This is a genomic window from Paraclostridium bifermentans, assembly GCF_964259345.1.
Classification (GTDB): domain Bacteria; phylum Bacillota; class Clostridia; order Peptostreptococcales; family Peptostreptococcaceae; genus Paraclostridium; species Paraclostridium bifermentans_B.
The window spans coordinates 231,008-255,395 of sequence record NZ_CAXVJR010000003.1 but is presented as its reverse complement, the minus strand read 5'-3'; the positions used below and the strand labels follow the sequence as shown (position 1 = coordinate 255,395).

General features: G+C 29.5%; 24 protein-coding genes and 1 riboswitch. Of the genes, 2 read left to right on the top strand and 22 right to left on the bottom strand.

Features of this window, described 5'->3' with window-relative positions:
* Window positions 1–124: 124 nt before the first annotated feature.
* From grdB to ACEXNK_RS07550, 7 genes are all read right to left on the bottom strand, one after another.
* On the bottom strand, window positions 125–1,468 hold the full coding sequence (gene grdB, locus ACEXNK_RS07580; RefSeq protein WP_373598255.1) for a glycine reductase complex selenoprotein B: 1,344 nt from the start codon (window positions 1,466–1,468) through the stop codon (window positions 125–127).
* Between the two features lie 25 nt (window positions 1,469–1,493).
* Window positions 1,494–1,973, bottom strand: a complete 480-nt coding sequence (gene grdA, locus ACEXNK_RS07575) for a glycine/sarcosine/betaine reductase complex selenoprotein A (RefSeq protein ID WP_373598256.1) — start codon at window positions 1,971–1,973, stop codon at window positions 1,494–1,496.
* Window positions 1,974–2,197: 224 nt separating this feature from the next.
* Entirely contained in the window at window positions 2,198–3,484 is a 1,287-nt protein-coding gene (locus ACEXNK_RS07570) for a glycine/sarcosine/betaine reductase component B subunit (protein ID WP_373598257.1), read from the bottom strand.
* A gap of 68 nt (window positions 3,485–3,552) precedes the next feature.
* Window positions 3,553–3,870 (bottom strand): thioredoxin TrxA, encoded by a 318-nt coding sequence (gene trxA, locus ACEXNK_RS07565; RefSeq protein ID WP_373598258.1) that lies wholly within the window; start codon window positions 3,868–3,870, stop codon window positions 3,553–3,555.
* Window positions 3,871–4,011: 141 nt separating this feature from the next.
* The gene (trxB, locus tag ACEXNK_RS07560; protein WP_373598259.1) at window positions 4,012–4,974 is read right to left on the bottom strand and encodes a thioredoxin-disulfide reductase; all 963 of its coding nucleotides are present in this window, start codon (window positions 4,972–4,974) and stop codon (window positions 4,012–4,014) included.
* A 48-nt stretch (window positions 4,975–5,022) separates the two neighbouring features.
* Window positions 5,023–5,394: a GrdX family protein gene (locus ACEXNK_RS07555; protein ID WP_373601575.1), complete on the bottom strand. Its 372-nt coding sequence runs from the start codon at window positions 5,392–5,394 to the stop codon at window positions 5,023–5,025.
* Window positions 5,395–5,489: 95 nt separating this feature from the next.
* Window positions 5,490–5,611: riboswitch (glycine riboswitch) on the bottom strand.
* A gap of 562 nt (window positions 5,612–6,173) precedes the next feature.
* Window positions 6,174–7,868 (bottom strand): M3 family oligoendopeptidase, encoded by a 1,695-nt coding sequence (locus ACEXNK_RS07550; RefSeq protein WP_373598261.1) that lies wholly within the window; start codon window positions 7,866–7,868, stop codon window positions 6,174–6,176.
* Window positions 7,869–8,138: 270 nt separating this feature from the next.
* On the opposite strand from ACEXNK_RS07550, the gene yidA reads away from it, so the two are divergent.
* Window positions 8,139–8,948 carry a sugar-phosphatase gene (gene yidA, locus ACEXNK_RS07545; RefSeq protein ID WP_373598262.1) on the top strand — a complete coding sequence of 270 codons (810 nt, stop codon included), beginning with the start codon at window positions 8,139–8,141 and terminating at the stop codon, window positions 8,946–8,948.
* Window positions 8,949–8,994: 46 nt separating this feature from the next.
* Here the strand turns inward: yidA and ACEXNK_RS07540 are convergent, their stop codons facing one another.
* Window positions 8,995–9,540, bottom strand: a complete 546-nt coding sequence (locus ACEXNK_RS07540; RefSeq protein ID WP_373598263.1) for a CD3072 family TudS-related putative desulfidase — start codon at window positions 9,538–9,540, stop codon at window positions 8,995–8,997.
* 171 nt (window positions 9,541–9,711) lie between these two features.
* Here ACEXNK_RS07540 and ACEXNK_RS07535 point away from each other — a divergent pair, with 171 nt between their 5' ends.
* Entirely contained in the window at window positions 9,712–10,278 is a 567-nt protein-coding gene (locus tag ACEXNK_RS07535; RefSeq protein WP_373598264.1) for a CD3073 family putative ECF transporter S component, read from the top strand.
* Between the two features lie 45 nt (window positions 10,279–10,323).
* Here ACEXNK_RS07535 and ACEXNK_RS07530 read toward each other — a convergent pair whose 3' ends face one another.
* The 14 genes from ACEXNK_RS07530 to saoT form a co-directional block, all read right to left on the bottom strand.
* Window positions 10,324–12,045: a methyl-accepting chemotaxis protein gene (locus ACEXNK_RS07530; protein WP_373598265.1), complete on the bottom strand. Its 1,722-nt coding sequence runs from the start codon at window positions 12,043–12,045 to the stop codon at window positions 10,324–10,326.
* A 412-nt stretch (window positions 12,046–12,457) separates the two neighbouring features.
* Complete coding sequence (locus ACEXNK_RS07525) at window positions 12,458–14,176, bottom strand: methyl-accepting chemotaxis protein (RefSeq protein WP_373598266.1); 1,719 nt, start codon at window positions 14,174–14,176, stop codon at window positions 12,458–12,460.
* A 111-nt stretch (window positions 14,177–14,287) separates the two neighbouring features.
* On the bottom strand, window positions 14,288–14,848 hold the full coding sequence (locus ACEXNK_RS07520; protein ID WP_373598267.1) for a VanZ family protein: 561 nt from the start codon (window positions 14,846–14,848) through the stop codon (window positions 14,288–14,290).
* A 141-nt stretch (window positions 14,849–14,989) separates the two neighbouring features.
* Window positions 14,990–16,516, bottom strand: a complete 1,527-nt coding sequence (locus ACEXNK_RS07515; RefSeq protein WP_445013607.1) for an anti-sigma-I factor RsgI family protein — start codon at window positions 16,514–16,516, stop codon at window positions 14,990–14,992.
* A gap of 3 nt (window positions 16,517–16,519) precedes the next feature.
* Window positions 16,520–17,182 (bottom strand): RNA polymerase subunit sigma, encoded by a 663-nt coding sequence (locus ACEXNK_RS07510; RefSeq protein ID WP_373598269.1) that lies wholly within the window; start codon window positions 17,180–17,182, stop codon window positions 16,520–16,522.
* 104 nt (window positions 17,183–17,286) lie between these two features.
* Window positions 17,287–18,078 carry a hypothetical protein gene (locus tag ACEXNK_RS07505; RefSeq protein ID WP_373598270.1) on the bottom strand — a complete coding sequence of 264 codons (792 nt, stop codon included), beginning with the start codon at window positions 18,076–18,078 and terminating at the stop codon, window positions 17,287–17,289.
* A gap of 219 nt (window positions 18,079–18,297) precedes the next feature.
* Entirely contained in the window at window positions 18,298–18,957 is a 660-nt protein-coding gene (gene saoL, locus ACEXNK_RS07500; protein ID WP_373598271.1) for a MerB-like organometallic lyase SaoL, read from the bottom strand.
* A 12-nt stretch (window positions 18,958–18,969) separates the two neighbouring features.
* Window positions 18,970–19,725 (bottom strand): ABC transporter ATP-binding protein SaoA, encoded by a 756-nt coding sequence (gene saoA, locus ACEXNK_RS07495; RefSeq protein ID WP_373598272.1) that lies wholly within the window; start codon window positions 19,723–19,725, stop codon window positions 18,970–18,972.
* Window positions 19,725–20,531, bottom strand: coding sequence for an ABC transporter permease subunit SaoP (gene saoP / locus ACEXNK_RS07490; RefSeq protein ID WP_373598273.1), 807 nt, complete (start codon window positions 20,529–20,531; stop codon window positions 19,725–19,727). The genes saoA and saoP overlap by 1 nt, the downstream gene beginning before the upstream one ends.
* The gene (gene saoB / locus ACEXNK_RS07485) at window positions 20,498–21,292 is read right to left on the bottom strand and encodes an ABC transporter substrate-binding (seleno)protein SaoB (RefSeq protein ID WP_373598274.1); all 795 of its coding nucleotides are present in this window, start codon (window positions 21,290–21,292) and stop codon (window positions 20,498–20,500) included. Before saoB ends, saoP begins: the two co-directional genes overlap by 34 nt.
* Window positions 21,279–22,391: an ABC transporter substrate-binding subunit SaoX gene (saoX, locus tag ACEXNK_RS07480; RefSeq protein WP_373598275.1), complete on the bottom strand. Its 1,113-nt coding sequence runs from the start codon at window positions 22,389–22,391 to the stop codon at window positions 21,279–21,281. Before saoX ends, saoB begins: the two co-directional genes overlap by 14 nt.
* Before the next feature lie 27 nt (window positions 22,392–22,418).
* Window positions 22,419–22,886: a Cys-Cys-COOH (seleno)protein SaoC gene (saoC, locus tag ACEXNK_RS07475; RefSeq protein ID WP_373598276.1), complete on the bottom strand. Its 468-nt coding sequence runs from the start codon at window positions 22,884–22,886 to the stop codon at window positions 22,419–22,421.
* Window positions 22,876–23,955, bottom strand: coding sequence for an efflux transporter SaoE (gene saoE, locus ACEXNK_RS07470; protein ID WP_373598277.1), 1,080 nt, complete (start codon window positions 23,953–23,955; stop codon window positions 22,876–22,878). Before saoE ends, saoC begins: the two co-directional genes overlap by 11 nt.
* Before the next feature lie 11 nt (window positions 23,956–23,966).
* Entirely contained in the window at window positions 23,967–24,221 is a 255-nt protein-coding gene (saoT, locus tag ACEXNK_RS07465; protein WP_373598278.1) for a thioredoxin-like (seleno)protein SaoT, read from the bottom strand.
* Window positions 24,222–24,388: the final 167 nt, after the last annotated feature.

Sequence of the window (24,388 nt, the reverse complement as noted above, 5' to 3'; positions counted from 1 at the left end):
ATATGTTATTATTTTTATCAACGGACTAAATAATAGCCTCGTTGCTTAAAACTTATTTTCAACTTTTTAAATACTTAAAAAATAGATGGGTAGTAAAACCCATCTATTTAGTTTTTTTATTTAATTAAGCGTTAGCTGATATATCCTTTAAAGTTATATCTTTTTCGAATACTGTTTGACCATCAACTTCAGTAGCTAAAGCAACTAAACATTTTTCAACTAACTTTCTTCTTAAAGCTTTTTCCTCAGCTGGATCTAACTTAGGATTTCCAAGTGGGTGAGGTATAGCTATAGCAGGAACTATTCTGTTAGCTCCAACTGTTAAAGATATAGGTACTACTGTACAGATATGAACAACTGGTAAACCAGCTCTTTCTATCTCTTTTACCATCGTTGCACCGCAACGAGTACAAGTACCTCAAGTAGAAGTTAAGATAACTGCGTCAACACCATCAGCTATTAACTTTTGAGAAAACTCAGCAGCGAACTTCTTAGAACTTGCAACAGCAGTTCCGTTTCCTGTAGTTGAATAGAAGTATTCATGTAAAGATCCTATAGCACCTTCAGCTTCTAAATCTCTTAAAACATCTACTGGTAAAACTCTATCAGAGTCTAAGTTACAGTAAACTGGGTCGAATCCACCATGAGCAGTTTCATAAGTTTCTTCAGTTAAATCCATAACACCTGCTATGTTGTACTCTCCGTACTTAGAAGCAGAAGAAGATTCTATTCTATCTGGGTTTCCTTTAGGAACTATACCACCAGAAGTAACTAATGCTATTTTAGCATGAGCTAAATCTTTTACAGCTGGGTTTGGATCTACTCTATCAAAGTTAGGCATTGGATATTCAGTTGTGAACTCTTCACCTTTTATTTTCTTGATTAACATATCTACAGCTCTTTTAGAACCTCTTTCGTTAGCGAAGTAGTTTACTCTTATTCCTCTTTGTATGTATCCTTCTTCAGCTGGAGATCCTATTTCTTCTTTGTTAGCTAATTTTATAGCTAACTTAGCTAACTTAGGAAGAGCTTTTCTCATTCCAGCAGCAGAGTCAGCAGTCTCTACTATGTAAAGATCTTTCTTGAACATATCTGCACCTGGGTTTTCAATGTACATTCCTGTTAAAGCTGGTATTTGTAATTCATCTTGAACAAATTTAGTTATTGTTCCTGCAGCAACCCCGTATCTTCCTGCATTGAACGCTGGTCCAGCTATAAATAATTGTGGATTAAAGCTCTTAACCATTTCTAAAACTTCTTGGCTAGCAGCATCCATATTTTCACCGAAGTAGCTATCCCCACAAACTACAGTTCCAACTATCTCGATATCGTCCCCTAATAATTTATTTAATTGTACACTTATTGGAGGTAAGCTTTCAGCTATATGTGGCTTAGTGTCAGCTTTTTCTTCTCCACCAATTCCAGCGAAGAATTGGTTTACGTAGTGAACTACTCTTATCTTTTCCATCTTATCTCAACCCCTTTTGATTTAATTAGGCATTATATTTGCAGAACTGACCTCTTATATCGTTCATTTCGCTTACTATTTCATCAACTTCAAGAACCATTTCCATCATACTTATTTGATCTTCATAAACTGACTCATCAAATAAATCTTTTACTTCTGGCTCAACAACATGATAAACAGCTAATCCTAACTCAACACCAGCAAGTGGTCCAGCGAAAGTTGGATCTCCAGCAGTTACTGTTTCAGCTGCAAGACCTGCAGCTTCGGCTTCAGCAGCACCTAGTAAAACCACAACATTTTCAGCTCCGAATTTCTCAGCAGCATCTTTAACTCTGTTTTGGTTTTCTAAGTCCATAGCCCCAGCAGCTGTTCAGACAAAACATTCTGTTGAAGCAAAAACTATTTCAGTATTATCTACAGTGTTTACACACTCTTCTATAGCAGGTCCCGGAATTCCATCACGGTCACCTATTATTATGATTTTTTTGTTATTTAATAAGCTCATAATAATTCTCCTTTTCCCTTTATTTTTTTATATTTTAAATTTTTAATTTTGTACTTTATATCTAATTCTTCACAACTATATTAATAATTGTCTGTATTTACGAATATAGCGTAGTGACGTTTAAACATTAGTTGACGTAGCACTTAAAGTCCGAGTTCTTTAGGACTTTGTGCGAAGGAAACAATGTTTAAATGGCACGAAGCGACCATACGTACTACAGCTTATTAATACCCCTTAGCTGTTAAGAACCCGAATCCTGTTTCGTTAGTAGCTCCAGTTATAACTTGTATCTCAGCTTCTATAGATCCATCTTCTCTTAAAGATCCAGCAGCTCCACCAGCTATTACATCAGCAACATGAGGATGTCCTATTACTCTATCCATCTTAGGTAATACAATAACTTGGTTAGCGTTTCCACCAGTTACAACAGCGTCAGCTTTAACGTCAGCATCAGCTAATGATTGAGAAGCTCCATCTCTACCAGCATACTCATCTGTAACTATAACAGTTTTAACCCCTTGACCTTCTATCTTTTTGCAGTTCATTATAAGGTCAGTATCTGGGTTACCAAATCCTTCTTGTGATACTATAACAGCATCTAATCCTAATTGCTTACATAATTTAGCAGTCCAGTTAGAAGATCTTTCTTTATCTGCTAAGTATACGTTTTCATTAGTTATTATAACTCCCATGAAGTTTATTTCTTTTCCATGTTGAGCATATAAATCTTTAACTACAGAGTTATTCATGTGTACATAACTTGGGTTCTTGTCACAAGCAGAAACACAGTTACCACTTACTATAGCTCCATCCATTAATTCAGTTGGGTATAATAAAGTTGGTACTATTTGCTTAGCGTCAACTCCGTAAACGTAAGTATCATGTAATAATCCTTGAGTTTGAAGCATGTATACATATCCTACTTTTGGAAGTTCTGGATATTCATTAGCAGCTTCAAATAATGGTTTAGTTTCATAAGTTGTTATTTCATCTGGAGTAACATTTCTAGCAGCTTCTCCTAAATAAATAGCAGACTTGAATCCTATCATTCTAACAGCTTTTTCATGATCATATTGCTTTAATCCATCTATTGGTTCAGCTATAACAACTACGTTGTTTAACTTAGAGAATGGAGTGTATTCAGCTCCAGGACCTTGCATATCTATTATACCTTCTTGGAAACCAACTATTTTACCAGTTGTAACAACTCCTACATTCTTAAGTGCATGAGTTCTACCTTCTCCAACAGTATCTACTTTAGATATAACACCTGGGAATATTCCACCCTTTCCTTCAACTTTGACTCTCGGTTCTATAACGTCTTTAACTGGTATTATTCTAACACTTTCTCCAGGACGAACTATATCTAAATCTATTGATTTTATATGCTCATCTCCACCAATTTCCTTTAACATCTCTTCTTTGTTGATGTATAATACTGAATCTTTAACTTCTGTTACTTCTCCAAATTGTACATCTTTTATAAAGATTTCCCCTAACTCAAGACGCATGTTGGCACCCCCTATTTTTTTTGAACTTAATTTATTTTTAACGGGGAAGTTTATCCCCCATTAATTTCTTATAAGTACTTCTTTATCATAGCTTCTATATTAGAAACTGTAGCATCTTCCTTAGTTACTTCGTCTATTTTAGCTCCATCTTTGTATATAGCTATAGTTGGAAGCCCTAAAACTTTTTGCTTTATAGCAACTCTTCTTGCTTTAGTAGTATCAAACTTACAGAACTTTATGTTTTCCCCATACATCTCTGCAAACTTTTCTATATCTGGTAATAATGCTTTACAAGGCTCACAACCTTGACTCCAGAAATCAACTAAAACATACCCTTCAGCTTCTAATACTTCTGGATCGAATGTATCTTTTTCTAATGCTATCATTTTAAGAATCCCCCTTATTGGATTTTTTATATTTTAATATATTTGAAATATATTATTAGCTATTATTATTTTAAAAGTACCGTCCTAAGTAATGTTTAAGCTACTTAAACATCATCCCCCGATAACCTTAGTAAACGTACCTTAGCACTTAGCAGCTTCTTCTTCGAAGTTTGCTTCTATATATTTTTCAGCTGTAACAGCAGCTATTGCTCCATCAGCAGTTGCAGTAACAACTTGTCTTAAAGATTTAACTCTACAATCCCCTGCTGCAAATACACCTGGTATATTTGTTAGCATGTTATCATCAGTTTTTATGTATCCACGATCATCCATGTCTACTTTACCTTCGAATAACTTAGTTTGAGAATCGAAACCTACGAATACGAATATTCCAAAAGTTCCATCTTCTTCATCAGCGAAGAATTCACTAGTTTCACCAGTTTGAGTATTTTTAAATACTACAGATTCAACTAATCCATCACCTTTTATTTCTTCTATAACTGTATCTAATAAGAAATCTACTTTCTCATTCTTTTGAGCTTTTTCTAATATTGATTTAGCACATCTAAATCCTTGTCTTCTATGTACTATAGTAACTTTTCTAGCAAACTTAGTTAAGTACATTGCTTCTTCTATTGCACTGTCTCCTCCACCAACTACGAATACTTCGAAATCTTCGAAGAAGTCAGCGTCACATGTAGCACAGTAAGAAACTCCTTTACCTGTTAATTCTCTTTCTCCTGGGCATCCTATTTTCTTTGGAGTAGCTCCAGTAGCTATTATAACAGTTTTAGCTCTATACTCGCCTTTTTGACCCTTTAATACTTTTATGTTTCCATCTAATTCAGTTTCTAATATTTCATCTCTTGCTATTTCAGCACCAAATTCTTTACATTGCTCAACCATTCTTGCTATTAAGCTTGGTCCAGTTGCATTTTCAACAGATCCTGGGTAGTTAGCAACTTCATGAGTTATAACTATTTGTCCACCAGTTTTGTCTTTTTCAAGTATTAAAGTCTTCATTTTAGCTCTTGCTCCATAAAGACCAGCTGCAAGCCCTGCAGGTCCACAACCGATTATGACTATATCATATACATTTTCCATAACCTACGTCCCCCTGTTTTCTTATTATTAATATATATACACCAAAGCTTATACATATTGCATTCTTTGGATTGTATTCCTTATTATATCAAAATCTATTACTCTGAAATCGTCTAAAACTCTTTCAGTCCACAAAGGAGTTGCTTTGTTGTTTTTAAATTTTTCTGCTGTTTCTATTGCATCTTCTATTAAGTTTAATGAGTTTACGTCTAAGAATTTCCCCTTTTTCAATATGACTGTACGATAAGGTGTCTCGTTGGGTTTTACGCTCCCATATAGCGGATGTGATAATAGCTCATACCCCTCATGAACTAAATCTCTACATTTTTTTAATGTTCCTATATAATCAGTGTCTAACGTTAAAACTTCTTTATCTATAACGTTTTCCTTGATTGTAGGATTATTAGTGATTATCAGCATAAGTCTACACTCACTTTCAAATATAGTTCCCAATTAAAAAACAGGCGACCAAGTCCCCACTTAGTCCCCTGTTAAAATTTCTTTTTTCAGAGATCCGTCCAGTTAAAGTCCATTCACCTGAGAATTTCACTTAAATCCTATTTGGGATAGATCTAAGTTTGTCCCTTCGGTCACCTCCAATGTCCCCACATTAGAAGTCGTCTCCCTTAACCTTCAAACGGTTTAATTTTTTAGTTTTGTCTGTTCCCTTTTGTTGTTTTTCTTGCATTTCTTAATTACATTATATCCACCTTGGCAAATATATACAATACTTTTTTCAATATTTTTTTAAGTTTTTTTGTAACAATTGTTTATTTTTTGTCAAACCATTGCAAATGCTGTATTCTTTGGAATAACCGTTTTCTAGAGTTCTTTGTATACAGTACAGTTAATTCCCACGATTTATATTTATTCTAATTTTTAATAAATATTCCTTCTTTTATTTTGAATTTTTCAAATATTTTTTACAAGTAATTTACCTATTAAAAAATTCACTTAAAATATTCTAAACCCTTTCTAAGTATATTAACTTTTTTTAATAAAATTCCAAAAATAAAAAGAGATTTAAAATCTCTAGATTTTAAATCTCTTTTATCCTCTTTCTTTCCTCACCTTACGGTAAACGCCTCCGGCGGTAAGTGAGAGTTGTAATGGTTGTTGACGTAACACTTAAATCCCCATAGGATTTGTGTGAAGGAAACAACCATTACAGCTCTCACAAGCCGAAACGGATTACCCTTTTACATTTCTTTATCTTTTATAGAGTTTAAATAGCTTTCTATACTATCAATAACACTACTTACGCATCCATCTTCAAAAGGAGATATTAAATTAGCTTCATCAACTATATCTAAGAAAGACTTAGTTCCACCGATCTTACATATGTTTAAATAATCTCTCCATCCTTTTTCTCTATCAACTCTCATCTTTTGCCAGAACTGAAGTGCACAAATCTGAGCTAAAGTATAATCTATATAATAGAATGGATTTTTAAATATGTGGCCTTGCTTAAACCACCATCCTCCTCTTTCAAGGAAGTCATTACCTTCATAATCCTTATGAGGTTGGTATTTATTTTCTAAATCTCTCCATACTAATTTTCTTTCTTCCTTAGTCATATCTGGATTTTCATATATTATATGTTGGAATTCATCAACTAAAACTCCATAAGGTATAAACTTAATTGCACTACCTAAGTGAGTAAACTTATATTTATCTGTATCTTCTTTAAAGAATAATTCCATCCATGGCCAAGTTATAAACTCCATACTCATAGAATGTATCTCACAACTTTCATATGTTGGGAAGTTTATATCAGGTATTTCTATCCATCTAGACATATACACTTGGAAGGCATGTCCTGCTTCATGAGTTAATACATCTATATCATCTGCTGTTGAGTTAAAGTTTGAGAATATAAAAGGAGCTTTGTAATCTGGTATATATGTACAATATCCACCTGCACCTTTTCCTTTTTTAGTTTCTAAGTCCATTAATTCATGATCTAACATATATTTAAAGAATTCATCTGTTTCATTTGATAACTCAGAATACATTAATCTACCATTATTCATTATAAACTTAGAATCTCCTTTAGGAGCTGCATTTCCACTATTAAATTCAAAGCTTTCATCAAAGTATTTTAACTTTTGAAGGCCTAATCTATCTCTTTGTCTTTCAAATAACTTGCTTGCAACTGGCACTATATACTTAATAACTTGATCTCTAAATTTAGATACCATATCAGCATTGTAGTCAGTTCTAAGCATTCTTATGTATCCTAATTGTACAAAGTTATCAAAATCTAATTTCTTAGCCATTTTATGTCTTACTTTAACTAATTTATCAAATAGTTCATCAAATTTTTCTTCATTTTCTTCAAAGAAATTATAATAAGCTTTAGATGCTTTTTCTCTTTCATCTCTAAATTGAGAAGTCATATATGGTCCAAGACCAGAAAGATTTCTTTCTTTACCATCAAATTCTATCTTAGCTGATGCTAAAAGCTTAGTATATTCTGATGCTAATTTATTTTCTTCTTGTAATTCAGATATTATTTCCTTAGAGAATGCTTGTAGTGAATAATCAGCTATAGCCATAAATTGTTTACCTAAATCTCTAGTAAGTTCTTCTTTAAATTTAGAATCTACTATAGCTTTATAAAATAATGAGTTTAACTCTTCATAATGAGGTCCAAATTCATCCCAGTATTCTTTTTCTTTTTCATAAAATTCATCTTGTGTATTTATACTATATCTTATTGATACTAATGTAGACATAGATTCTATATGATTTCTAATTTTATTGATTTTATCAATATTGCTTCTAAGTTCTTCGTAAGTTTGACTATCCTTCATAGCCTTTACTAAATCTTTAAACTCTACTTTTATACTATCGTAATCAGGTCTTTTGTATTTAAAATCATTAAACTTCATTTAATCACTCCTATCATTTTAGTTTAATATTTTATTAGGTTATCTTAATAATTATTATTTTATGTAATTTTTAGTAAAATAACAGTTTTCTAATTGTAAATTTTTTCTAAATTTGTCTTTAACTCATACTTTACTATAGTAGATATTTAAAGTCAATTAAAGCCCCTCCCTTTTATTTCTAGGCATTGCTAATGTGTATCTATTGATATAATTTCTTATATAATATAAACTGTATTTAATAAAATAAATAAAAATATTGGGAGGAACTTAATGTATAAACTAATCGCTTTAGACATAGACGGTACTTTACTTAATAGTAAAAAAGAGGTTACTCAGGAAGTTTTTGATGCAATACAAAACGCAAAACAAAAGGGTGTTAAGGTAGTTTTATCTACAGGAAGACCATTACCTGGTGTTCAAACTTTATTAAAAGATTTAAAGCTTAATGATGAGGAAAACTATGTAGTTACTTTTAACGGGGGACTTGTTCAAGAAATTACTTCTCAAGATGTTATTTCTAATATAGAAATGACTCATGAAGATTTTGATTATATATATAATGAATTAGCTAAAAAGCATGATATTAAAATTCATATAAATACTCCAGACTCTCTTGTTGTTCCATACAAGGAAGTTCCAAAATACAGTGTCCATGAATCTACTTTAAATAATATACCTGTAATTTGCATGGAAGAATCTGATATAAATTCTGATTTAACTTATTGTAAGGTTATGCTAGTAGATGAGCCAGAGGTTATTGAAGATATTATACCTAAAATACCTAAGGAGTTTCACGATAAATATACTATAGTACGTTCTGCTCCATTTTTCTTAGAGTTTTTAAATAAGAAAGTAAATAAAGGTTCAGGGCTACAAGCTTTATGTGATAAATTAGGAATAGACCCATCTGAAGTTATCGCTGTAGGTGATGAAGAAAACGACAGACATATGATAGAATTTGCAGGTCTTGGAGTTGCTATGGGTAATGCTAGAGATAGTATAAAAGAAATTGCAAATCATGTTACTGAAACTAATAATAATCATGGTGTAGCAAAAGTTATATCTGACTTTATACTATAATGTAAATAAATTTAATAATATAAAAATAGGGATAGATTATCTGTCCCTATTTTAATTTGTTTATTATATTTGTATTGTCTTTTATATTTTCATCTAATCCTATTATAGGAATTTTTAGATCATGTTCTATTAATAATTTTTCTAACTCTTCTATAAATACGCCTTTATCATTTACCATTTTTAGTGTATTTATTTTTTCATCTAAGTTTTTACATCCACTTATTTCTCCAAACCATTCCTTTGATATGCACGTTAAGTTATATCCACAACTAGGACTTCCGTCCACAGCTATAATCCCTTTTATTTCATATCCATTTTCAATATAATTACAAAACTGCTTTATATAAGGCTCTAACATAATTTTGCATTGATTTCTAAAAAATAAATTATCAAATTGATCTTTTACATGTCCCCATCTTTTTATTCCATACATTATCATTTCAGGACAAGGAAGTTGAATTATTCCATAATCATTATTTATTAGTTGTTTTGATATATCATGAGCCCCTTTAAATATTGATAGTCCCTCTACTTTTGAATTACAGTTTAATAAACAGTGACAAACCACTACTATTTTCCTATTTCTATACATAAGCTATCCCCTTTCTCCAATTAACATACTTATATTATCATATTACTTCATTTTTCTATTATAGATTTTTACTATATGAAAGTATTTGTCTATATATTTTTTCTATTTCAATTATTTCGAATTTTGTATTAGTATAATATTTGAAATAATTAATTCAGGGGGAAAATTTTTATGAATACTAAAAAAGTAACTTTTGGTTCTATGTGTATAGTTGTAAATGTAGTATTTGGTATGTTTGTCGCTATGTTGAATATCCCATTTCTATTTTTAGATACAGTTGGAACTATTCTAGGTGCTGTTGTTTTAGGTCCATTTTGGGGTGCACTTATCGGTGGTTGTACAAACTTAGTTTTAGGAGTAATATCAGGACCTACTAACATACCTTTTGCTTTAGTTAATATTGTTCTTGGACTTATAGTTGGATTTGTTGCTAAGAAAAAAGGATTCGGTTATAAACAAGCTTTCTTTACAGGGTTATTATTAGCTGTAGTTTGTCCTTTAATTGGAACTCCTATTTCTGTATTATTATTCGGGGGATTAAGCGGAAGTGGTGCTGACTTTTTAATTGGATTTTTAGTTCAATCTGGTCAAAAAATATTTACAGCTGCATTTATACCTAGAATACTTACTAATATAATCGATAAACCTTTATCTTGTATTATGGTTGTTTACTTCTTAAGTAAAATGCCTAAAGGATTTATATCTCAATTTAATAATAAAACTTATAAAGCCTCATAATAAAGAAATAACTGCCTTAAATTAATTTAAGACAGTTATTTTTAATTAGTTTAAATCTAAATTGTCAAAATCTATATACTTCCCGCAGTTATTATCACCTTTTAACTTAAAGTTATCCATAAGTGTTTTTAGCATGTGAGATTGTCCGCTTAGCTCTTGACTAGCTGCTGCACTTTCTTCTGATGTAGCTGAATTTGTTTGAACTACACTTGATATTTGTTCTACTCCTGATGTAACTTGTGCTATTGCAACTGCTTCTTCTTCAGATGCCTTAGCTATTGAGTCTACTAATGTAGCTGTTCTATTTGTAGTATCAATTATGCTTTGTAGCGCTTTTGCAGTATTATCAACTATCTCTGTTCCTCTATCAACTGATTCTATTGAATTTTCAATAAGAGTAGCTGTATTTTTCGCTGCTTCTGCTGATTTTGCAGCTAAGTTTCTTACTTCATCTGCTACAACTGCAAATCCTTTACCAGCATCTCCCGCTCTTGCTGCTTCTACAGCTGCATTAAGTGCTAATATATTTGTTTGGAACGCTATATCATCTATAGTTTTTATAATTCTTCCTATTTCATTTGATGTAACCGATATTTCTTCCATAGCGGCTATCATTTGTTTCATTTGCTCATTGCCTTCTTTTATTTGTATACCTGCACTTGTTGATAATTCATTAGCTTCTTTTGCATTAATTGCTGTATCTTGTATCTTTTCTGATATATCATTAATAGTTACAGATAATTCTTCAACTGAGCTTGCTTGTTCAGTAGCACCTTGTGCTAACATTTGTGATCCACTTGATACTTGATTTGATGCAGCTTCTACTTCTTCTGCTGCTAAGTTTATTTGAGTCATTGTATCACTTAAATCTTTAGTTATTGTAACCATTGAGTCTTCAATATTTTTAAATACTCCTAAATATGTAACTTCTGGTTCTACATCAAAGTTTCCTGAAGCAACATCCTCTAATACTCTAACTGTATCCTCTACCATTTCTTTCACTCTATAACTCATTTGACGCATACTATCTGATAGTGAGCCTAATTCATCATTTGACTCATATTCTATATCAATATCAAAATCTCCACCAGCCATTTGATTAGATGCTTCTTCTATTTCTTTAATCGGATTAGTTAAACTTCTTGTTATAAATATACATATGAATATTCCACATATTATATTTATTGAGCATATAACTATAGATACTATTGTTCCATGTTTTACAGTTTTTCCTATTCCTTGATTAAATTCAGTTCCTCTAACTTCTTCATCTTCATTAAGTTTTATTGAAGTTTGAGCGCACCTTTCATATGCAATTGCTGCTTTACTTCCATCTCCTGTCATTTGTGCTGCTGCTTTATAATCACCTTTTTCCAGTACATCATAAATTACTATAAACTCTTCTTTTAATTCATCTATAGCAGTTTCAAGTTCTTTTATTATTGCTTCTTCACTTGAAGATGCCTTATAAAGAATTTCTACTCTTTTTTCTAAGCTGTCAAAATCCTTTAATATTACAGGTTTGTATTTTGCTGGATTTTGCTCTAACATAGCATTTCCTATGTTTCTTCCTATAGAAACAACATCTCTACGAACTCCCATAGATTCTGATGTTGATTGATAAGGACCTTCGAATAATTCTGTGTTTAGTTTTTCTGATTTTCTTAAATTAGATATTGTGTAAATATTTGTAAAAAGCGTAAATACAAGCATTATAATGAAAGCTAGACTTAACTTCTTACCTATCTTTAAGTTTTTAAAATTCATATTTCTTCTCTCCCTATAATTTAATGTCTATTTTTATGCTTTGTTTTAAATTTAATTACGTAATTTTTTTTATATAGCTATATTATTTGAAACGTTTTAATTTTATAAAATCTATATGAGTAAAATTTTTACCACAATTTTACTTTGTCTAAGTCTTTATAATCTTTATGATAGATTATTTATGTTAAATAGTTATTTTTTAACTATTTGATATATTATCATAATTTAATTTGATTTTGTTTAATTTGGACTAAGATAGGTTTTTTTAGCACTAAAATTCAGCTTTTTTGTAAAGATATCTTCATTTTTCTAGGGAAAACATTTCTATGCTCAAATTTTTTTACTTTACCCAATATAAAAATGACTCTTGTAAAATACAAAAGTCATTTTTATTTATTTAATTTATTTAGTTTTACATTAAATCATTAAAATCTATATACTTACCACATTTGTTATCATTTTTTAATTTAAAGTTGTCCATAAGAGTTTTTAACATATGTGCTTGTCCACTTAATTCTTGACTAGCTGCTGCACTTTCTTCTGATGTAGCTGAATTTGTTTGAACTACACTTGATATTTGTTCTACTCCTAATGTAACTTGTTCTATTGCAACTGCTTCTTCTTCAGAAGTTTTAGCTATTATATCAACTAATGCAGCAGTTTTACTTGTAGTATCGATTATAGTGTTAAGTGCTACTGCTGTATTATCAACTATTTCAGTTCCTTTATCAACTGATAATATTGAACTTTCTATAAGTGTAGCTGTGTTTTTAGCTGCTTCTGCTGATTTTGCAGCTAGGTTTCTTACCTCGTCTGCTACAACCGCAAATCCTTTACCAGCTTCTCCTGCTCTTGCTGCTTCTACTGCTGCATTAAGGGCTAATATATTTGTTTGGAATGCTATGTCATCTATTGTCTTTATTATTCTTCCTATTTCATTTGATGTAACTGATATTTCTTCCATAGCAGCTACCATTTGTTTCATTTGTTTGTTACCTTCTTCTACTTGACTACTTGCACTTCTTGATAAATCATTAGCTTCTTTTGCATTAATTGCAGTTTCTTTTATCTTATCTGATATATCATTAATAGTTGATGATAATTCTTCAACTGAGCTTGCTTGTTCAGTAGCACCTTGTGCTAACATTTGCGACCCACTTGATACTTGATTTGATGCAGCTTCTACTTCTTCTGCCGCTAAATTTATTTGAGTCATCGTATCACTTAAGTCTTTAGTTATTGTAACCATTGAATCTTCAATATTTTTAAATACTCCTAAGTATGTAACTTCTGGTTCTACATCAAAGTTTCCTGAAGAAACTTCTCCTAATACTCTAACTGTATCATCTATTATCTCTTTTACTCTATGGCTCATTTGACGCATACTTTCTGATAAAGTTCCTAGTTCATCTTTTGATTCATATTCAATTTCTATATCAAAATCTCCATCAGCCATTTTATTTGATGCTTCTTCTATTTCTTCAATTGGTTTTTTAAGACTCTTTGTAATATATATACATATAATTATTCCTAATATTAAACTTAATAAATTCATTACTAAAGATACAATATAAGATTTTGATATGTTAGAACTTACTCCTTCATCAAATTTTATACCTTGTTGCTGTGCATCTTCATAAAGTGCTTTCGAATTATCTACACAAATGCTATAAGCTTGATAATAAGCTTTACTTTCGTCTATTAGCATCTCATTTGCTTTATCATATTGACCTTGTTTTACTAATGAAAATACTTTTTGGTACTCTTTATTTAAGTTATCCATAGATGCTTCTATTTTATCAATTAAAGATTTATCTATATGTGAATCTTTTTTAAGTACATCTATTCTTTCATCAATACTTTTAAAATTATTCTCAATAGTAGTTTCATAACTATTATCTGATGGATTTTTAGCTAAAACTGAATATGCTATATTTTGGTCAATAGAAGTTAATTCTCTATAAATTCCCATAGCTTGGCTTGTAGACTCATAAGGTCCTGTAAATAAGCTATGACTTAATTTGCCTGATTCCTTTAGGCTATTTAGTGTATTACCACTAGATATAGCTGAAAATATTAATACTACAGCAAAACATATAACTAACTTTCTGCTTATTTTTAAATTTTTCATATAAATCTCCCTTTAATTTTAATTTTAATTTATTTGATTTATACGGTCGATTTTATATAATCTTTAGCAAAAAAAACATCTCAAAATAGTTAAATATTTTGAGATGTTTTTTTAATTTTCTTCTACTTCTTCAAATTCATCCAATTCGTCTATATCTTTATTTCTTTTAAATACAAAGTTAAAAAATCCTCTTATTCCTTTAAATGTAATAACTATAAAAAATATTATGCAAATTCCAGTAAAAGCTCCTGAAGAATCTATCAAAACATCTTTTATACTTCCTACTCTACCAGCTACTGATAATTGCCTCATTTCATCATAATATGCATAAGTTATACTTAAAATCAATGCTACTACACTTGATATATATATTCTTTTACTAAGAACATATATAAATAAACATATAGATGCTCCTATTAATGCATATATACTAAAATGTGCTATTTTTCTAATTATATATCCTTTATCTCCATAGTTTTTAAGTAAATTAAAAACCTTATCTTTCACACTTATAAGTCTATGGTCTTTTAAAGTAACTTCATCTCTTACTTTATCTATTACGCTAACTGCTGTATCTGATTGCCCCTTAGATACATCTCCTTCTTGACTTGAAAAATAATACATAGTTCCCATTGTCAAAACTACTAATAATAAACATAATAGTTTTTTCATTCTATCATCACCTTTCTTAATAGAACTAGTATACATCATATGTTTTTGTTTTTGTAGTAACATTTTTGTAAGATATTTATACTAATTCTAAAAAATAAAAGATACTTAAACTTTAAATCTTAAGTATCCTTTATTTTAAAATTATTTTTTAGGTACTATTACTATTATAACATCACCTTTATTATCACCATCACAACCACAATGATCATGGTTATTGTCATCCTTGTCTTCATCTGTGCCACCAGGATTTGTATTTCCATCTATATCTGTTTTATCGTCATCCTTATCTTCATCTATGTCTCCAGGATTTTTATTATCACCTATATCTGTTTCATCATCCTTATCTTCATCTATGTCTCCAGGATTTTTGTTATCATCTATATCTGTTTTATCGTCATCCTTATCTTCATCTATGTCTCCAGGATTTTTGTTATCATCTATATCTGTTTTATCGTCATCCTTGTCTTCATCTGTATCTCCAGGATTTTTGTTATCATCTATATCTGTTTCATCATCATCCTTATCTTCATCTGTGTCTCCAGGATTTTTGTTATCATCTATATCTATTTTATCGTCATCCTTATCTTCATCTGTGTCTCCAGGATTTTTGTTATCATCTATGTCATCATATCCATTATGATTTCCATTATTTACTTGATTACCCACTTGATTATTGTTATTCCCATTATTCCCTGGATTTCCATTTTGTCCATAATGGTTTCCATTATTTTCAAAGCTTTCATCTTGTCCATAGTGATTTCCGTTATTTTGAAAACTTTCGTCTTGCCCGTAGTGGTTTCCATTATTTTCATTTGTTTCACTTCTTGAACCCTCTACTTCAATTGGATTTATATCATTCTCTAATTTATTTTCTTGATTTTGGTAATAATCTACATCTATATCATCACTACTATCAGTTTTTATTTCAGATTCAACTTCTTTTTCTTTATCAGTTTCGTCCTCACCATTCATTAGAGTAAATATTTTTTCAACACTAATTTTTTCTATATTATAATCTAGCTTATTTCCAATTTTAATCTCTGCTAAATATCTACCTAAACTTATTCCTTTCTTATTAGCTTCTTCTAAATCTTTCTTATTAGCATCTAAATAAACTATATCCATTCCTTCAAAATTCTTATCTATAGCATTTTTAATTTCTTTATCATATTTACTATTTTTACTATCCTTTACTTGTGCAAATCCAACTAACATTGAATCCCCTTGTAAATTATAGTTTGCTTTTTCTAATATATTTTTAATTTCTTTTAACCCGTCATCTAAGTCCATACCATCAACTTTATCTAATTCTAATCTTCTTGCATCTTCATTCATTCCTGTAGCTTTTAATATTTCCTTGTTTTTGCCAATGTTTAATTGAATACTTGGATTTATATCTAACGAAACAACTGCATATGTACTTGGTTTACTTGTCATAGGTATTATGATCATTATTAGTATTGCAGCTGCAGCTATAAACGGAGTTATATATCTATTGAAAGATTTAATATTTTTAACTTCTTCATTATATATATCATCTTCTAAGAAAATGATCGTGTCTCCTTCTTTTATATCTTCTTTATTTTTAATTCTTGCCATAGTAGCATCATCTTTCATAACTATGGAATAAGTGTCCTTAACTTCCATAACAATTCCCTTAAAGTACATCTATTACACCTGCTTTCTTATCCATAGTTTTAAATTTCTAAAATTCTTATCAAAAACTATGACAACTGTTATGATAAACTTTTTGCTACCTTTTATTATTTTTTCACTTACAACATATTTAAGAGATATTTTTTTTATAGGTAATCTTTTTTTTATGTACATAAATTCTTTTATAGGTTCGTCTTCATTTATTTTTTTAGATAGGCTTATGGCTCTTTCTCTTGTATCTATGTGCTTTGGAGATTCATCTACTAAATCTTCTAAACTAAATCCAAATTCATTTATATGTACTTTTAATTCATTCATTTCTTTTACTAGAGCTGTTTTATCTTCTATAGGATTTACTAGCTCCTCACTAAAGTCTATACCTTCTTCTTGTAATTTTTCTAGAGATTTAGTTTCATTATTTTTATTTTCTTTTACTAAGTAATTTACTAGTCTACTTTTTATAACTATCTTTGCATATGTAAAAAAATTGCCCCTAGCCTCATCATACTTCTCTATTGCCTCATTAAAAGCTAATAAAGCTATACTTATTTCTTCATCATTATCTAGACAAACATATTTTCCAGTTACTTCACTTATAGTTTTTATGATAAAGGGCATATTATCATGTATGAATTTATTTATATCTATATTTTGAAAATCTTTATTCTTAAAATCCATAAAATATGTCTTACTCCTTTTTAGTTGTTTTTCTACTCAATACTATATTTTAAATGAATTTTAGAAATTTTTATATATCAAAATTAAAAATATCATGATTTATACTATTGATTTTTTACTAAATAATATCCTATATCCATACTATTTTCTTGTAAATCTTTATCATAATCATAATTTTTATCAATGCCATTTACATCTTCTGTATTATTATCAAATTTATCATCGCTTAAATTTCCATCTATGTTATCAGGAATTTCACCATTTAAAATATCTTCTCCATTATTTGTATGAGTTTCATTTGTTTCCTCTTTTCCATTTAAATACACATTGTTATTTTCTTCATATATATTATCTTGTTCATCTAATTCTTCTTTATCTTTATAGTTATCGTCATCTTTTTCCTTATCTTTATCTTCATATTCTTCATTATCTTTATATTCTTCATTATCTTCATTATCTTTATTGTCATCGCTATTTATTTGTTCATTTTTTTTATTTTTTTCATATTTTTTATTACTTTTATCATTATCTTTATCGTCATCTTCTTCATCTCCTGTGTAGTAGTAAGTATTATATTTATCATTATTTGAATTATCATCATCTAAATTTTCTGGTGTAATATTTTCTACTTCATATTCATTACTTTCACTCAAATTATCTCCATATTTATTATTTAATTCTTCTTCCCAGTTCTCTCCATACTTTTGCTCTACATCATAATTCCAATTATCATCATATTTTCCTGTTAAAATCGAGTCTATTCCTCTTTCTATTCCTGCTATATATTGATTTTTAGTATCTATTTTTTGTGCTATAGCATTGCCTCCTAATAATAATCCAATTGTTCCCATACCCGTTATAACGGCTAACGATAATATCGCAACTATACTTTTCATTGTAAACCTCCTAAATCCATTTAATATCTATATATATTTTCTATAATTTTTTATATTGTTCTTTTATCACATTAATATATACAAATCTATTTTTAAATTTAGGTACCTTTTTTAAAAATTTTTTATTTTTTTATTAAATTTTTTTAAATAAAATTTATTTAAACAAAAATAAAGCTAATTAAAGTGAAATTTCTCACCTTAATTAGCTTTATTTATATTTTACACAACAAGTCGCTTTTCTGTATCCACTACTTCATCCGTTGCAAAAATATCTAATGATGCATCCATAGCTTCATTTATATCTAAACAATATATATCTTCATTATTGTCAAATCCATTTTCTTTCGTCCACTTATCAAATTCATTCTTCGTCCAGAAGAAATTCATTATGTTTCAGCAACTAGAAGCCCAGTTTTCATATTTGTCTAAATTAATATGTAATATTCTTAAATCTGGATTGTTTATATTCTCTACTTTTCCATCTCTTATAGATATATTTATCTCTTTTCCAGTAGTGTAACATCTTGAATTTATATCTATATCTTGATTAAAAGTACATCTCCATCCAAGTGCATCTATCGCACACATAGCATTAAATTGTCTTTTATCAGCTAATGTAACTTTATGCATTGTAGCATGTGCTGATACAGGGTATATAAAATTTATATAATTTTCTTCGTCTACTACCATTATATTTTTATCTATAAAAAATCTTAAAGTTAAACTTATATAATCTTCTTCTAAGTTTAACTTTTCTTTTATATAAGTTTTAACTTCCTCTAAATTTACTACTCTTTCTTTTTCTATTATCATATCCATTATAGATACTCTAATTTCTTTTTGTGTTTTGTCTAAATTCCTATACTTATTGCCTTTCATTAAATATCTCCCTTAAGCTTCTTCATAACATTTTGTTAGTTGTTTAGTTAATCTATTTTTGTAATCTAAGTATTCATCACTATTTCTATTTCTTGGTCTTTCTAAGTCAATTTTTAAATCTTCTATTATACGCCCTTTATCTCTAGACATAACTACAACTCTATCACTCATATAAACAGCTTCATCAACATCATGAGTTACCATCATTGCAGTTATTTTCTTTTTCATCCATATATCTTCTAACTCTTCTTGTAGATTTTGTCTCATTTGTAAATCAACAGCTCCTAAAGGCTCATCCATTAGTAAAACTTCTGGATTACAAGCTAATGCTCTTATAACTGCTACTCTTTGCTTCATTCCCCCTGATAACTGGTTTGGATACATTTTTTCTTTTCCTTTTAAGTCCGATATCTCAAGTAGCTCGTTTAATTTTCTTTCTCTTTCTTCTTTAGGAATTTTTTGTTGTTTCATAGGAAACTCTACGTTAGCTTTTATACTCTTCCACGGGAAAAGTGCGTAGTTTTGAAAAACAAAAGCTCTATCTATTCCTGGTTTTGTAACAACCTTATCATTTAATAAAACTTGTCCTTCTTCACAAGATTGAAATCCACCTATAATTGTAAGTAAAGTTGTTTTTCCACATCCACTTGGCCCAAGTAAACATACAAATTCACCTTCATTTACATCTAAATTAATATCTTCTAATACTTTATTTTCTACTTTATTATTTATAAAAGTTTTGTTTACATTTTCTATTTTAAGTTTCATTAACTGTCAAACCTCCATTTACAAAGGCTTTTATTTATAAATTTTAATATTCTATCTATCATAAACCCTACTAATGCTGCAAATATCATAAGTCCTATTAAAAGCTCTGTATTCATCATTGTTTGAGCTTGTACCATTGAGTAACCAAGACCGGCACTCGTCGCTATAAACTCGGCTCAGATTACAGACATCCATCCTGTACTTATTGCAATTCTTGCCCCTGTTAATATATCTGGCAGTGCTGCTGGTAGCATTACATTTGTAAATATAGTAAATGGTGATGCTCCCATACTTTGTGCTGCATTATAATAATCTTTTGATATAGATCTAACCCCTTGTATTGTGTTAAGTATTACAGGGAATACTCCTGAGAATGCTATTAAAAATATAGTAGGTCCATCCCCTATTCCAAACCATACTATTGTAAGTGGTACCCAAGCCATTATAGGTACTTGTCTTGCTGAGTCTACTATTGGAGAAACCATTCTTTCAAACCCTTTTGAAAATCCCATTAAAAGTCCAAGTGGTAACCCAAATATCATTGCGTACATAAATCCTTTTAAAACCCTTTGTAATGTTATAAGTAAGTTCTTAACTATTTCTGGATCTGTTATACAAGTTAAAAATCCTTTAAAAACATCCATTGGCATAGGTAATAATAGTGAACTGTTTATTCTAGTTGCACTTACTTGCCATATACCTACTATTAAAACTACAATTAATACTCTATAAAATATATCTATAAGTTTTTTATTAACATTTTTCTTCTTAGTTAATCTTGTATTGGTAGAAACTTTAGCTTCCAACTTTTAAACTCACCCCAATCTTTACTAGAAAGTTTTTTATCTGTATAAATTTCTAATTCTTTTTTAAAGTTTTTTTCATTTCCTAATTCTTTAACACTTTTGTTATATAACTTTACAAATTGATTGTATAAATCACTATTTTTAAAGTTTTTATTAACAACTAAAACATAAGTATCATAATCTTTTTTTGATGATGTAGAAAGTTTCTTTCCTTGTAAATTAAGCCCTTTTATAGCATCTACAACTATCCCCTCAACTTTATTACTTTCAAGTGCATACCCAAGACCCCCACTTATAAAAGGTATTGGCTTTGCTTCTTTATAATAACTTTTTACTAAATCTAATTGATAATTCCTATTTTGAGTAACACCTATTTTTTGAGGATTGTTATTTTTCAGTAAAAATATATCTGAGTTTTGTACTAAAGGACTTACTATTTCAAAATTTTTATCATACTCTACAAACTTATTTGCTGCTTCTTTGCAAATTATAGCCATATCTACCTGGTCTGAACTCAGAGCCCATTGCATAGAAGTTGCTCAGCAATCATTTATAGAATAAGGTTCTATCAAGTTTTCTACTTCTACATCCGAAAAATATCCATTGTTTTTCATATAGTTAATGACAAAGCCAGAGGTATCATCAGATACCCCTATCTTTATATTGCCATCTATTTTTTCATCATTTGGATTAAAAAATAATATTCCTAAGCTTCCTATAATTATAAGTAGTCCTATGATTATATTTTTAGTTTTGTCCATCTATCTCCATAGCCTTCGCTTTCCAATCTTCATAGCTCATTCCTTGTGGGAATACTGGATCTACTTTTTCTTTTATAAATACATCAAAATCATCTGCTCCACAAGAGTTTAATAATTCTGTATTTACAACTTCATCATATGAAGGCATTTTATCTAATGCTTTATTTTCTTTATACATTTCTAAATTGTTTTTATATTCTTCTCCAGTTGTTTTCCAAGTAAGAGTTCTTCCTTCTCCTACAGTCTTTTTATATATTGTCATTAATGCAACTTCTTCATCTACATTGTAGTTTTTAGCAAATATCTTAGCTGCTTGAACTGGATTAGTGTATATATATTCTATAGCTTTAGTGTGTCCTAGAACCATTTTCTTAGCAAGGTCTGGATGTTCTTTTATAAAGTTTGTATTTAATGAGAATGAACAACAGTTATACTCTTTTCCTGTGTCTTTTTCTTTGTATTGAGTTGATGCTATTATTTTTCCAACACCTTCATGTTCAGCTAATGAACCCCATGGATCACATGCACTAAATGCTTTTATTTGACCAGTTTTTAATGCTAAATATGCATCTTTACTTGAATCTATATTTACAACTTCATATTTAGAAGAATCTGCTGGTAATCCTGTTTCTGGACCATAATCTGTAGTCCATAATAAATCTCCACTTGGATCTGTTGCTATTTTTTGCCCTAATAATTCTTTTGGATCTTTAACATCATTAGCAACTACTAAATACTCTGATCCTCCTGTATGGTTGTTTGCTGCAACTACTATAGGAGAACCTTTTGGTATAGCCCCTACTAATCCTCTTGTCCCAATATACCCTGCATCCATTTGTCCTGCTGCCATAGCTTCTGGAACTTTACCATTTCCTACAGCCTCTACATTTAAACCTAAGTCTTTATATATTCCTGCGTCTACAGCTACTGGTGCTGCTGTCATATGGTCACAGTTATAATAACCTAGTTTTATAGTGTAATCAGAATCACCTTTTGTAGCAGTTTCTTGATTACTTTCTTTGCTTGAACATCCCGTTAAAACTGTAGTGCTTATTGCCCCGATTAATACTAATGCTTTTACTTTTTTTGATATTTTCATTTTTTCCTCCCACTATTATGCTTTATACTAACAACATGAATTCATGCCTTCCCCAAATAAATCAATTAATTTATTTCCTTCTAATCTATATATTGCATAACCTACATTTCCATTTTTAGATCCAGATAATATTAATTCCATCTTATCTTTGTCATCTATGTTTTTAAACTCAATAACTATATCTTCTATTGGAGCCCTTATAGGTTCTGTCATATATACATCTTCACCCTTACTTATAATTCCTACCATCTCATTTTGAGTGTTATTTTTTTTATATACTACTAACAAATCCTTAACTTTATCATTGTTTAAATCTTGTTCTGTGTAGGTAATTATATTTTTATTTTTTACATTCTCTTTAAAGTAGTTTAAATATTCTTTATTAACTTCTGGTAAATCATTATTTTGTTTTTCTTTTTCTTTACTATAAACATAAATACCAGCAAAAACTATAACTACCAAAACTATAATCATAACCATCTTTTTACGCTTCATGTAAAACAACCTTTCTCAAGCTAGGAATTATAGCTTTTATAAAAAATAAGAATATTATAAACGAACAAATATAACTTACACTATCTGGTATATTTAACATTATAGAGTTTGCTATATTTATAGACTCTTGTTTAGCTTGTAAGTTTACACTATTTGCTCTTCCAACTAGCAAGTAATTAGTTATATATCCTACTATCAATGAACAAGTTGTTAGTGTTATTGAATATATCGCTACAGTTCTTTTTCCGATAACATTGTACATACTTATAAGTTCTGGTAAATTTGTTGCTGCTCCTGCTATTAAAAATGTTATCGCAATTCCTGGCGATGCTCCACTTGCAACTAATGCAGCTATAAACGGTATATGTCCTACTGCACAAACATACATAACACATGCAAGTATTGCTATACTTCCAAGAGATAATACCCCTGGGTTTCCTAAATATTTTTGTATTATACTACTTGGAAATACTGTAGTTATAAATCCTGCTACAAGCATTCCTAATATTACATACTTACTAATTGTTACTGCTAATTCTGAAAATGACCATTTAAGCCCTTCAATTAACTTTTGTTTAAAACTTAAACTATCTTCTTCTAATTCTATTAATACTTCTTCATCTTCGTCTTGTTTTATATACAACTCATTGCCACCAAGTTTATTTCCTAAAAATCCAACTATCATAGGTATAACAAAACCTGCTATAACGTATATAGTTGTTATATATGGTCCTAAAAGTCCTAAACTTAAAACAACAGCAATTGGATTTATAATCGGTGTTGAAGTCATAAATGCAAGTACCGGTCCAAGATATGCACCTGAAAAGTACATACTTATACCTATTGGTATAACTCCACAACTACATATCGGAAGTAACATACCCGATACTGTACTTTTAAATAAAGATGATATTTTTGTATTTCCTAATGACTTTTGAAATTTTTCCGGACTTATTAGATTATGTAGTAGACCTGCTATTATAAAACTTATTACTAACCATCCTGACGCTCCGTTTAATATACTTATAGATGTCATTAGTACATCTTTAAAAAAATCTAAAATATACATTAAATTCTCCCCTAATTCTTAATTGCTTCTAATATTGCTTTTTCGATTATATCTTTTGATAATCTATCATATTTTTTTCTTTGATTTATAATCAAAGTCCCTTTAGTTATTACCCCGTACTTTTTTATATAAGAAAAATCTTTTCCCGCTTGATATAATTTAACATCAATTTTATCTTTATATTGATCTCCTATTTTTTTTACTAGCATCCCATGCTCATCACATGTAGGTCATGTGTTTATAAATTCCACTAATACTTTTGACATAACTTACTCCTTGTATAATTCCCCATGATTTCAAATATTTTGACTTTTCTCGTTTTCTCCTCAATTATAACCATTTTTTACCATAGTTGTACAATCGAATATATCTATACATACATTAATATATATAGATAAAATCTATATCATTTTAGTTAGTTAATTAACAATCA